The organism is Paracoccus onubensis (genome assembly GCF_003591515.1).
In the GTDB taxonomy this organism is placed as follows: domain Bacteria; phylum Pseudomonadota; class Alphaproteobacteria; order Rhodobacterales; family Rhodobacteraceae; genus Paracoccus; species Paracoccus onubensis.
Window position 1 is genome coordinate 81,172 of the sequence record NZ_QZCG01000013.1, and the last position, 11,398, is coordinate 92,569.

General features: G+C 57.5%; 15 protein-coding genes and 1 tRNA gene. 9 read left to right on the plus strand and 7 right to left on the minus strand.

Translation table 11 applies throughout. The annotated features are described in order from the left end of the window. Positions 1 to 19 precede the first annotated feature (19 nt). Positions 20 to 1,411: an HTTM domain-containing protein gene (locus D3P04_RS17895; protein WP_119751232.1), complete on the minus strand. Its 1,392-nt coding sequence runs from the start codon at positions 1,409 to 1,411 to the stop codon at positions 20 to 22. 87 nt (positions 1,412 to 1,498) lie between these two features. Here D3P04_RS17895 and D3P04_RS17900 point away from each other — a divergent pair, with 87 nt between their 5' ends. After that, entirely contained in the window at positions 1,499 to 1,867 is a 369-nt protein-coding gene (locus tag D3P04_RS17900; RefSeq protein ID WP_119751233.1) for a DCC1-like thiol-disulfide oxidoreductase family protein, read from the plus strand. Position 1,868: 1 nt separating this feature from the next. Here the strand turns inward: D3P04_RS17900 and D3P04_RS23440 are convergent, their stop codons facing one another. After that, positions 1,869 to 2,204, minus strand: coding sequence for a hypothetical protein (locus tag D3P04_RS23440; RefSeq protein ID WP_182912917.1), 336 nt, complete (start codon positions 2,202 to 2,204; stop codon positions 1,869 to 1,871). Between the two features lie 241 nt (positions 2,205 to 2,445). Here D3P04_RS23440 and D3P04_RS17910 point away from each other — a divergent pair, with 241 nt between their 5' ends. From D3P04_RS17910 to D3P04_RS17915, 3 genes are all read left to right on the plus strand, one after another. Next, complete coding sequence (locus tag D3P04_RS17910; RefSeq protein ID WP_147391958.1) at positions 2,446 to 2,982, plus strand: ZinT/AdcA family metal-binding protein; 537 nt, start codon at positions 2,446 to 2,448, stop codon at positions 2,980 to 2,982. 165 nt (positions 2,983 to 3,147) lie between these two features. Then, on the plus strand, positions 3,148 to 3,306 hold the full coding sequence (locus tag D3P04_RS23445; protein ID WP_182912918.1) for a hypothetical protein: 159 nt from the start codon (positions 3,148 to 3,150) through the stop codon (positions 3,304 to 3,306). Between the two features lie 233 nt (positions 3,307 to 3,539). Next, positions 3,540 to 3,905, plus strand: a complete 366-nt coding sequence (locus D3P04_RS17915; RefSeq protein ID WP_119751236.1) for a hypothetical protein — start codon at positions 3,540 to 3,542, stop codon at positions 3,903 to 3,905. A gap of 73 nt (positions 3,906 to 3,978) precedes the next feature. Here the strand turns inward: D3P04_RS17915 and D3P04_RS17920 are convergent. After that, positions 3,979 to 4,055 (minus strand) — tRNA-Ile (locus tag D3P04_RS17920). Between the two features lie 100 nt (positions 4,056 to 4,155). Between D3P04_RS17920 and purM the strand changes: the two genes are divergently transcribed. The 4 genes from purM (at position 4,156) to D3P04_RS17940 (ending at position 7,561) form a co-directional block, all read left to right on the plus strand. Beyond that, the gene (purM, locus tag D3P04_RS17925; protein WP_182912925.1) at positions 4,156 to 5,202 is read left to right on the plus strand and encodes a phosphoribosylformylglycinamidine cyclo-ligase; all 1,047 of its coding nucleotides are present in this window, start codon (positions 4,156 to 4,158) and stop codon (positions 5,200 to 5,202) included. Next, positions 5,199 to 5,786 carry a phosphoribosylglycinamide formyltransferase gene (gene purN, locus D3P04_RS17930; RefSeq protein WP_119751238.1) on the plus strand — a complete coding sequence of 196 codons (588 nt, stop codon included), beginning with the start codon at positions 5,199 to 5,201 and terminating at the stop codon, positions 5,784 to 5,786. Before purM ends, purN begins: the two co-directional genes overlap by 4 nt. Before the next feature lie 164 nt (positions 5,787 to 5,950). Then, positions 5,951 to 6,304: a hydroxyisourate hydrolase gene (uraH, locus tag D3P04_RS17935; RefSeq protein WP_119751239.1), complete on the plus strand. Its 354-nt coding sequence runs from the start codon at positions 5,951 to 5,953 to the stop codon at positions 6,302 to 6,304. A gap of 3 nt (positions 6,305 to 6,307) precedes the next feature. Then, the gene (locus tag D3P04_RS17940; protein WP_408634393.1) at positions 6,308 to 7,561 is read left to right on the plus strand and encodes a urate hydroxylase PuuD; all 1,254 of its coding nucleotides are present in this window, start codon (positions 6,308 to 6,310) and stop codon (positions 7,559 to 7,561) included. Between the two features lie 22 nt (positions 7,562 to 7,583). Here the strand turns inward: D3P04_RS17940 and D3P04_RS17945 are convergent, their stop codons facing one another. Then, complete coding sequence (locus tag D3P04_RS17945; protein WP_232845073.1) at positions 7,584 to 8,111, minus strand: hypothetical protein; 528 nt, start codon at positions 8,109 to 8,111, stop codon at positions 7,584 to 7,586. Between the two features lie 123 nt (positions 8,112 to 8,234). On the opposite strand from D3P04_RS17945, the gene moaA reads away from it, so the two are divergent. Next, positions 8,235 to 9,248, plus strand: a complete 1,014-nt coding sequence (gene moaA, locus D3P04_RS17950) for a GTP 3',8-cyclase MoaA (RefSeq protein ID WP_119751240.1) — start codon at positions 8,235 to 8,237, stop codon at positions 9,246 to 9,248. A gap of 27 nt (positions 9,249 to 9,275) precedes the next feature. On the opposite strand, the gene D3P04_RS17955 is transcribed toward moaA, so the two are convergent. The 3 genes from D3P04_RS17955 to D3P04_RS17965 form a co-directional block, all read right to left on the minus strand. Next, a complete protein-coding gene (locus D3P04_RS17955) occupies positions 9,276 to 9,833 on the minus strand; it encodes a thioredoxin family protein (protein WP_119751241.1) in 558 nt (185 codons plus the stop codon). Positions 9,834 to 9,847: 14 nt separating this feature from the next. Beyond that, a complete protein-coding gene (locus tag D3P04_RS17960) occupies positions 9,848 to 10,585 on the minus strand; it encodes a cytochrome c biogenesis CcdA family protein (protein ID WP_119751242.1) in 738 nt (245 codons plus the stop codon). A 135-nt stretch (positions 10,586 to 10,720) separates the two neighbouring features. Beyond that, positions 10,721 to 11,293, minus strand: coding sequence for a thymidine kinase (locus tag D3P04_RS17965; RefSeq protein WP_119751243.1), 573 nt, complete (start codon positions 11,291 to 11,293; stop codon positions 10,721 to 10,723). Between the last annotated feature and the right edge of the window lie 105 nt (positions 11,294 to 11,398).

Consider the following 11,398-nt stretch of genomic DNA (forward strand, 5'->3'; position numbering starts at 1 on the left):
CGGCATCAGAACCGGGGCTTCAATTTTCCCAGACGCCCCGAATCCGTTCGTCGAGTGGCACGATCCACGGATCGGCCGAGAACATGGCGGCCGGGGCCGAAAGAAGATCGACCGTCGGATCGATGAAATATTGCGGCTCACGGCCGTTAAGCGATTTGTGGATCTCGGCGTGAACGGACAATTCATCATATCCCGCCTCGCGCCAGACAGCTCCGAGATGATGCGCGAATTGGAGGATCATGTCAGGACGCACAAGCATCTTCCCCACCTGTCGCTCGGTCAGATAATCCACTGGTTCAACCACCCATTCCTGTCCTTCGGCACGAACGATGAAAATACCGGCGGCCTGCCTGTCATAGATGCGCATACGCCAGGAAAAGCGATGACCTTCGCCGCTCCAGCGGACCTCGGAGGGGATGAACCAGGCCCGCATGGGCAAAATGATCTGGATGGCCAGCCAGCCTGCAAGAGCAAGCAGAGCAAATCGGGGAAGCGGGAGTCCCGCCGTCGAAGGCGCAAGCGGCAACTCTGGCAGCTGCTCGAAACGGCTCAGCAGATATCGCGTAAAGCGTTGGGGCCAATCCGGGGCAAAGAAGATCGTCGTTGCGGCTATGGTCAGCCAGGGAAAGATGCCAATATTGAAGAACCCCGCATTGGCGATGTGAAAAATGCCATAGGCGCCAAATACCCATAGTCGCGTCTTGTTCCACAGTAGCAACGGCGCGCCGATCAGATGCAGCGCGACCGTGCCCCATGTCCCGGCGATGATTACCCAATCATAGTGAAAGAGAAAGCCCAGCGGATGCAGATCGGCTTGATCGCGCAACCAAAGCCCAAGCGGCTCGCCCGCAAGCCAGTCCGGCGTCAGTTTCACGATCCCCGCGAAAAGCAGCATGATTTCCGTCTGTGCACGGATAAGGAAGACCGTGACATAGGGAATATGTTCGCCGCGCTGGCTCGGAAACAACCATGCGTCCAGCGACAGCACGCGCTGCGCAGGTAAAAAACACATCAAAAACAGGAACAGCAGGACGAGATAGAAATGATTCAGATATTCCGCTTTGTCGAGAAGGAAGAAATAGCCGAACCCGATTGTCAGCATGATCACGGACACGCGGTAGAACAGCCCCAGCATCACGCAAAACGCGGCAATCCCCACCATGCCCCATGCAATATGGATCCAGGGCTCCGGCAATGGCGCAACCCAGTCGAAGCCGGTATAGGTGAAGTGAAAATCCGGCTCGACCCAATAGCGCCAGATACGATCATATTTGAAAAACCGCCAGCAATCCCAGACCAGCAGTGCCCCCAGAAAGATGCGAAACATCGCCAGCGACTGCGCAGAAACCGGGCGTGACAGAATCGCGTTTATTCGAGGCATGAGCGTGGCGGTATTCTTTGCAGGCGGCATGGTCTTTATCTTTCCAACAATCCCGATCTACCGGAATACGGGCGGGCATCCTACGTATTCCCTGACAGTTCGAAAAAGGAGGGATGGATGAGAATCGGGCATGTCGAGATCATCTATGACGGGCAATGCCCTCTTTGCTCCTCGCTAGTGCGGATGTCACGGCTGCGCTTACACGTGGATTCGGTGGAACTGATAGATGCCAGATCAGCCGATCCACGTGTACAGGAACTGGTCGCAATGGGCTATGATCTGGACGAGGGCATGATCATGCGCTGCGATGGCCAAATCTATCATGGTGCAGCGGCTCTGCGCATGCTTGCTGAATTGACCGGCAAACCGGGCCTGCCCATCCGATTGATCCGTTCGCCACAGGCGGCTGGCCATATCTATCCCATACTTCGGCAGGGGCGCCGCTTGCTGCTGCGCCTGCTTGGGCGTCGCCCGATCGGCAGATGATTTATTTCCCGATGCCGGGAATAAGAAGGGCGATCGACCGTAACCCTTCCAAGGCGCGCAAAGGCGGGTCGCATGGGAAAGGAAGAAACGGATGAAACGAAGGACCATTTTCGGAATGTCGGTCGCAGCTCTTGCCGGGATATTTGCGGCGCCGGCCGTAGCGGATGATGATATGCGAAGCTTGCTCTATATCCTGAATACGGTTTCGCAATTCGATCGTGGACACAGCGTTATTCATTATCCTCGCGGTTATCATGACGACGACGACGACGGCCGGCGTCACAAATTTCATCATCGTCGTTTCAGTCGTGACGACGATGATGACGATCGGGGACATCGCGGAAGACATCGGGGAAGATGGAATGACGACGATGATTAACTCCCGCGACTAATCAAAAGCCTTCCGGGAACCTGTCGGGCAGAAACGCATAACAAGAGGGACAGGAAAACAGAGCTGCATCCCGATCGGGGTGCAGCCTTTCTGGAATACCTGGGATCAAGTCAAGGCCGGTGCCTGGCGAGCGATATCGATCAATATCAGCGTCACGGCGGGTTGTGCTCAGCAACGGGTATTCGAAATGCCCGAATACCCGGCCGACCTGCCTGGCGGAGAGAGTACCGGAACTCTGCTTGGCACGAAGGTCATACAGGTGTTTCCGGGCGATTACGGCGCAGATGGACTCGATGCCATCGACAGGTTCGATGAGCCGCATTTCCGCTATCTCGAGGATGGGAGGCCCGAACCGGTCATGGAGCGCAAGATGAAACACGGCAATATGAACGCTGACGAGTACAGGGATCATTACGAAATCGGCTATCCGACCAATATCGAGCATATCTTGATCGACGGCGACACCGTCACTTTCCATAAGAATACCGTCACTTTCCATAAGAATGGTGAGCCGCTTGAGGCCCGCTATGCCAGCCACGGCTATGAAATCCTGACTTATGAGACGGGCAATCGTGGTGTGCGCTTCATCGTTGAAAAGGTCGAAGGTGACGACGACGCCCCGCAATACATCCAGTTCAGAGATCGCAGGATCCCGCCGGTAGCGGCGATCTGGCCGGTTTTCCGGGGATTGCAGAGTATTCCACAATTGCTTCAGGGCGTTTGATGGCCCGGCCCCCTATGCGAATTGTCGCCGAACTGATGGTCTTGACCATGAAACCGCTCATCGCGGAATCTGGAGGGTTTCAGGCAAAACGCTTTAATAGTATAGTTGATTGGCAGCTACGCAGCACGCCCAAAGCTAGCCAGTTAATCACCAAAGGAGCAGAAAGTGGCAGCAAATCCTAAGCTAAAGCGTTTTCGTGAACTCACTCAGGAAATCCAGACAAAGCGTGAAGAAGTCTCCCGTCTGCGTGACGAGGTGGATGTCGCCAAGGCGGAGCGCGCAAGAATCAAGGCAGAACTCGACACCGAAAGAGCCGAAACCTGATTTGGCAGGCATAATGAATCGTCCCGGGTTTGTCGGAGACCTTTCGCTTCATTTCACGCGACCCTATCGAGCAGGTCGCGCTGTGCATAGAAGTTCTCTTCAGCCTCTGCTGACGGGATGTTTCCGATGAACCCAAGCGGGCGGCGACGATCAACACCGGGACATATGGTCTGACTTATATCCCCTCCGGTTCAACCTCGCCGGAGGCGTTTGCAGAAAGCGTGATTTCCACCATGGAACATGCTGCCGGTGTTGAAAAAATGCGCCTGCAAATGGCCCTTAATGCCCTGCTGAGCGGGTCAGTATTGCCGTCGAGGCTCACGAATTTGCCCGGCATCGGTGACAGTTTTACAGTTGGCGCAAACGCTTCGCCTGCGTCTAACCGGTTCCTGAACCGAGCGGGCCGCGAGGAATATGTGACCGCCGCGCGTGAGGTGGCGGAGGAATTCGGCACCCTCTATTTCGACAGCTATGCAGATACGCGGGATTACATGCGCGCTACGGGATCCCCCAATGCCATTGCCGGATCTCCGATATCTGGGTCGTGGTATCGAAAAGGCATTGATACCACGCCTCGCCGTAGAAACTCCGCAATTTGAGCCCCACGACCGTTTCAATATTTTCCCAAAACCCTGTTTTTCAAGGGTTATGCGACATCTGCGAACGGGGAATTGGTAGGCCCGGAGGGACTCGAACCCCCAACCAAGGCGTTATGAGCGCCCTGCTCTAACCAATTGAGCTACAGGCCCGTGTCGCGGAATCTCCGTAGTCGCAGTAACGGCATTGGTCAAGCATTCTCGTTGCTCCTTCGCTCGGGTTGGGCTATCGGAGGCGCAGAATGCTGCGGGGATTGGAATGACAAAGAACGGGATCAGCTATCGTGATGCAGGCGTCGATATCGACGCCGGGAATGCTCTGGTCGAGCGGATCAAACCTGCAGCGGCTTCGACCACGCGATCCGGGGTCATGGATGCGCTTGGCGGCTTTGGCGCCTTGTTCGATCCGAAAGCGGCAGGCTATGACGATCCGGTTCTTGTCGCCGCAACCGATGGCGTGGGAACTAAGTTGCGGATCGCCATCGATACCGGGCATCTGGACGGCATCGGTCAGGATCTGGTTGCAATGTGCGTCAACGATCTGGTCTGTCAGGGCGCGGAGCCTTTGTTTTTTCTTGATTATTTCGCGACCGGAAAATTGTCGGTGGATGAAGGCGCGCGGGTGGTCGAAAGCATTGCGAAAGGCTGCAAGCTGGCCGGTTGCGCATTGATTGGCGGTGAAACGGCCGAGATGCCGGGCATGTATCACGACGGCGATTTCGATCTGGCCGGCTTTGCCGTCGGTGCGATGCAGCGCGGAACCGCCTTGCCCGCGAATGTCCGCGAAGGGGATGTGCTGCTTGCCCTTGGCTCGGACGGGGTGCATTCCAATGGTTACTCGCTGGTCCGCAAGGTCGCGGAGCATGCAGGATTGGGCTGGGACGCCCCTGCCCCCTTCGCCGACGTGACTTTGAGTGAGGCCTTGCTCGTGCCGACCCGAATCTATGTGGGATCCGCGTTGAAAGCGATCCGGGCGGGCGGCGTGCATGCCATCGCCCATATCACCGGGGGCGGAATCACCGAGAACCTGCCCCGCGTCCTGCCGAAAAATCTGGGTGCGCATGTGCAGCTTGACGCATGGACATTGCCGCCAGTGTTCAAATGGCTTGCCAGCGCGGGCGGGATCGGCCAAGCCGATATGCTCAAGACGTTCAACTGCGGTATCGGGATGATTCTCGCGGTCGCGGAGGATCGGGCAGACGAATTGACCAAGCTTCTTGCCGCTGCGGATGAACGTGTCTATCGCATCGGTCATGTCACCTCTGATCAGGGCATCAGCCTTGGCGGGACGCTTGCGTGAAACGGGTCGCCATTCTGATCTCTGGCAGCGGCTCGAACATGGTGCGGCTGGTCGAAAGCATGACCGGGAACCATCCGGCGCGGCCTGTACTCGTCGCATCCAATGATCCCTCGGCAACCGGTCTGCAAAAAGCAGCCGGACTGGGCATTGCGACGGCGGCGGTCGATCACCGCCGCTTTCCGCATGACCGGGCCGGATTCGAGGCCGAATTGCTGAAACCGCTGCTGGACGCCAGACCCGATATTCTATGTCTCGCGGGTTTCATGCGGGTACTGACACCGGAATTCGTGGCGAAATTCACCGGGCGAATGCTGAATATCCACCCTTCGCTATTGCCTCAGTATCCTGGGCTGGACACTCATGCCCGCGCGATTGCCGCTGGTGATTCAGAAGCGGGGGCAACCGTGCATGAGGTCACGCCAGAACTGGATTCCGGACCGATCCTTGGGCAGGTGCGGGTTCCGATCCTGCCCGGCGATACGGAACAGACGCTTGCCGCCAAAGTGCTTGAGCAGGAGCATCGTCTTTACCCGGCTGTGCTTCGCCGCTTTGCCGAAGGCGACCGTAGACTGCTGATGCTCTGATCCTGCGACACCAGCAATTGCCTTACGACCGATTAATGTCATCGCAATTAATAAACTGCACGTATATTTTCTACGAAATCTATAGACTGCCTTGTCCTGAAGCCGTCTCGACTGTTTTCATCGATCGGTTATCAAGGAAACAGGAATAATCAGGGGAGGCGCAGATGTCGGGATACCTGACAACACATGTGCTTGACACCGCCCGAGGCCGGCCGGCCGAGGGCATGGAGGTGGTGCTATACCGCCTGCAAGACGGGCAGCGCAGCGAATTGGCGCGATTGATAACCAATGCGGACGGACGCACTGACCGGCAAATTCTGCCGGAAAACGACTTCGCGACCGGGACATATGAACTTGAATTTCACGCGGGCGCATGGATGGATGAGACGGGAATTGACCGCGAGCATCCCCGTTTCCTTGATGTGATTCCGATCCGCTTCGGCATGTCGCAGCAGGATCACTATCACGTGCCACTGCTGATTTCGCCTTTCGGCTATTCGACCTATCGGGGGAGCTGAGCAATGATTCCCGATCATATCGTCATCTGGGAATGGCTGTCCTTTGCAATTCGCTGGACTCATGTGATCACCGCGATCGCCTGGATCGGCTCGTCCTTTTATTTCATCGCGCTGGATCTGGGGCTGCAAAAGGCTCCGGGCCTGCCCAAGGGCGCGCATGGCGAGGAATGGCAGGTTCATGGTGGCGGTTTCTATCATATTCAGAAATACCTGGTCGCGCCCGAACGGATGCCCGAGCATCTGACATGGTTCAAATGGGAAAGCTATTCGACATGGCTTTCGGGCGCCGCGTTGCTGATGGTCACCTATTGGGCCGGAGCGAACCTGTATTTGATCGACCCGGCAAAGATGGAACTGGCGCAGTGGCAGGCGATCCTGATTTCGGGCGGTTCGCTGGCGATTGGCTGGTTGATCTATGACACGCTGTGCAAATCGTCTCTGGGCGAACGTCCGACAGTCTTGATGCTGTTGCTGTTCGTCGCGCTGGTCGTCATGGGCTGGGGTTACAATCAGATCTTCACAGGCCGGGCCGCCCTGCTGCATCTGGGGGCATTTACCGCGACGATCATGACGGCGAATGTCTTTCTGATCATCATGCCCAATCAGCGGATCGTTGTGGCTGACCTGAAGGCGGGCCGCGAAGCCGATCCAAAATACGGCAAGATCGCCAAGCTGCGCTCGACGCATAACAACTACCTGACCCTGCCGGTCATCTTCCTGATGCTGTCGAATCACTACCCTCTGGCTTTCGCAAGCGATTACAACTGGCTGATCGCCGCCCTGATTTTCCTGATGGGTGTCACCATCCGGCATTTCTTCAATACCATGCACGCCCGCAAGGGTGATCTGTGGTGGACATGGGCGGTCACGGCGATCCTGTTCATCATGATCATGTGGCTGAGTTCCGCAGGTCTCAATCAGGACACGCTTGAACATTCCGAGGCGCGTACGCTTACCCCGGTCGAAACCCGTTATGCCGAAGCACCGGGTTTCGACGAAGTCGCCAGTATCGTCGCGGGCCGCTGCTCGATGTGTCACGCGCGTGAGCCAGTCTATGAGGGCATTTATCACGCGCCGAAAGGGGTTTTTCTGGAAACTCCCGCCGATATCGCCCGTACCGCCCGCGAAATCTATGTGCAGGCGGGGCTGACGGATGCGATGCCGCCCGCCAATGTCAGCTTCATGGAAGAAGAAGAACGCGCCAAGGTGATCCGCTGGTTCCGCGCCGCAGGCGGCGCCGATCTGGCCGGGTTGTAGAGCCGCCTGCCATCGGTCGTTGCTACGATTTGTAAACCTCGATCCGCGGCAGATCGGTCAGCGATACCCCGATCAATTGCAATGCCGGCAACGATACCTGACTTCCGCCATTTTCAGGACCGTCAAGCGGGATCAGGTCGACCTTCGCCGATTTGCCATTCGCCGGATTCACGATCCGCCCGATGCCGCGCGATTTGACCAGCGGAGTCTTGATCCAGAATCCACCCTCGGTCGGATCGCCAAGCGATGCAACCGTGCTGCCCAACTTGGTTTCCGAGGTCTCGGGTGCCTTGGCCGCCGCTGCCCGCTGCTCGGCTGTTGTCGTATCAAGCTGGTCGGCCGTGGCGCGCGCCGTGGGCCGCGGCGACGGAGCCCGGGTGATCGCGGTTGCCGCGGCCAGTTGTTCCTGCGAAAGTTGTGTATCGACGGGGCCGGACGCATCCGCCTGTTTCGGGCGGTCAGCCGAACCCGCGCCCTGCCCGGCAATGTTGCATCCTGCAAGAACCGCCACTGAAAGCGTGGCCACCAGACCAATCTTCAACTCGCTCATGCAATTACTCCTGTCGCTCGCATTTGCACGCAGGTTAGTACGTAATGATTAAGAACGTCCACACGCAGCCGCGTGATCGGCAAAAGCTTGTGCATTGCCTGCGGCACCACTAGATTGAGTCGCATGGATCACGCAGCGTCAGCCCCTCTTATCGACCCCTTCGCGCGGCCGATTACCTATCTTCGCGTATCGGTCACCGATCGGTGCGATTTCCGTTGTGTCTACTGCATGGCCGAGCATATGCAGTTTCTTCCCAAGGCGGAACTCCTGACGCTCGAGGAACTCGACCGGCTCTGTTCGGCCTTTGTGGGTCTGGGCGTGCGCAAGCTGCGCATCACCGGCGGGGAACCGCTGGTCCGGCGCGGGATCATGGGCTTCTTCCGGCAAATGTCGCGGCATCTGGGAAGCGGGCTGGAAGAACTGACCCTGACCACCAATGGCAGTCAGCTTGGCCGCTTTGCCGGGGAACTGGTCGATTGCGGCGTACAGCGTGTGAATGTGTCGCTGGATACGCTTCAGGCGGATAAATTCGCCTCGATCACCCGCTGGGGCCGTCTTCCGCAAGTGCTTGACGGCATCGCGGCAGCCAAGGCCGCCGGGCTTCGGATCAAGATCAATGTCGTGGCCCTGAAAGGCGTGAATGATGACGAGTTGTTCGATCTGGTCCGCTGGTGCGGTGACGAGGGGTTCGATCTGACCTTCATCGAGGTCATGCCGATGGGAGATCTGGGAAATGAGAACCGGCTGGACCAGTATTGGCCGCTGAACGACCTGCGCAAACAGCTTGCCGAACGCTTTACCCTGATCGATCTGGCGGAAAGGACGGGCGGCCCTGCGCGCTATGTCCGTCTTCAGGAAACCGGCCAGAAGATCGGCTTCATCACCCCGCTGACCCATAATTTCTGCGAAAGCTGCAACCGCGTCCGCCTGACCTGCACCGGCGAATTGTATATGTGCCTGGGGCAGGAGGATCGAGCCGATCTGCGCGCGCCCCTTCGGGCATCCGAGGATGATCAACCACTGCGTCACGCAATCCGCGCAGCGATCGCCCACAAACCCAAAGGCCATGATTTCGATTATTCGCGGCAATCCGTTTCCGGGCAGATGCCCCGGCATATGAGCCATACCGGCGGCTGATCCGCCGGCCTTGCATCGCAAGAGCGATCACTTCCCGGCAGAGGCTTTCCCGGCCACGTATTTCTGAAAATTCTCTCCGGATTCATAACCGTGATCGCGAACCCATTCCAGAAGCGCCATCGTCGTGCCCCGGGCAAAGGCTCCGGGCATGGTGGCAACTGCCGCCTCCGATGCTGTCATGCCCTCTGACACATCTTCCGGTAAAAAGATCAGCGTGGGCGTGAACATCGCGCCCCACCGATTCACCATCTCTTTCTCGGGCAATTCCTTGCCATCGAAATCGGTTACGGGAATATCACCGAACATGTTGATCTGGATGACGAAATAATTTTCGTCGATCAGGTTCCTTATATCGGGATCCGTAAAAACCTCTTCATGCATCTGCGTGCAATAGATGCAGCCGCGCTGTTCGATCAAAAGCAGAAGCCGTTTGCCTTCGGCATTCGCTTCGGCCAGATCCTCGCGAAGATCCTTGAAGGTTTCGCGGATCCACGGTTCATCATAAAGCCCGTCATCGCCAAGGGTAACCGCATGGGCGGGCAGCGCGAATGCAGCGGCCAAAAGAGCAGCGCGGAGAAAACCCATATCTTCATCCTCCTTCAGATCAGGGTGGCGGACCAATCGAATGTCTCGATCATCCAGGCAGCAATCAGATTGACCGTATTGGTCGCGATCAGAACCGCAAAGAGGATCAGCATCGCACCCATCAGCTTTTCGACATGGCCCAGATATTTGCGGTTGCGGTTCGCCCAGCCAAGAAAAGGACGGGCAAAGAATGCAGCCAATACGAATGGCAAGGTCATCGCGAGACCGTAAACCAGCAGCAGCGTCCCTCCGTGCCACAGATCTCCGCTGCCCGACGCCACAAGCAGGATCGCCGTGAGAGCCGGACCGACACAGGGCGTCCAGCCAAAACCAAAGGCAAGCCCCATGGCATAGGCCCCGGCAAGGCTCGCCGGCCGGGCCGGGCCTTCAAGCCGTGCCCCGCGGTAAAGAAACGGAATGCGAATCACGCCCATGAAATGCAGCCCGAAAACAAGCAGAACTGCCGCCGCCACATAGCTTAACGCGCCCCGCCATTGTGCAAATAACTGGCCAAGCGCGGTTGCACCAAGACCCAGCAGCACGAAGATCGTGGTCACACCCAAGGCAAATGCCGCGGCCGAGACAATCAGGCGCTGCTGCGCTCCGGCAGCGATATCATCGTCTCCGCGCAGCTCGGTCATCGAGATGCCCGCCATATAGGTCAGGTAGAAGGGCACCATCGGCAGGATGCAGGGCGAAAGAAAGGAAAGAAGTCCGGCAATCACCGCGCCGAAATAGCCGATCTCCAGCATTATCCATCCTTTTCAACCGGCAGATTCCCGAATTCGTAACGGTGCCCGAGATATCTCGCGAGTGGCGCCCTATTCTACCTTCCCATAGATTATCAGATCAATATACTGATAATTAATATCTTTATAACCTTCAAATCAGCACCCGACCGCCTCGCGCCAATGCCGGCGGCACAGCGAGACATAGGTCTCGTTGCCACCGACCTGCACCTGTGCGCCCTCGGTAATCGTCCGACCTTTGGCGTCACGACGGATCACCATGGTCGCCTTTTTGCCGCAATGGCAAATGGTGCGAACTTCGCGCATGTCGTCAGCCAATGCCAGCAAGGCCGCCGATCCGGGGAATAATTCGCCCCGAAAATCGACCCGTAACCCATAGCACATGACAGGAATGTTCAGATCATCCGCCACCCGGGCCAGTTGCCACACCTGCTGATGCGTCAGGAACTGCGCCTCATCTATGAAAACGCATGCCGCGACCGTATGCTGTCGATCGATCAATGCGAATAAATCGGTGCCGGTGTCAAAAATCCGCGCCTCTTCCGCGATACCGATCCGGCTGGCGATCCGCCCTTCGCCCACGCGGTCATCGACGTCGGCGGTCAGCAGCAGCGTGTGCATTCCCCGTTCGCGGTAATTGTAGGAAGCCTGCAGCAAAAGCGTGCTTTTGCCGGCATTCATTGTGGAATAATGGAAATACAGCTTCGCCATGGCGCAAGCAAATAGCCATCCCGCAGGCGGCGATCAACCGCAATATGATATGGCCCCGCAAAGCGCAATTCCGGTCCATCACGGGCAGGAACATGAACGGCTTGC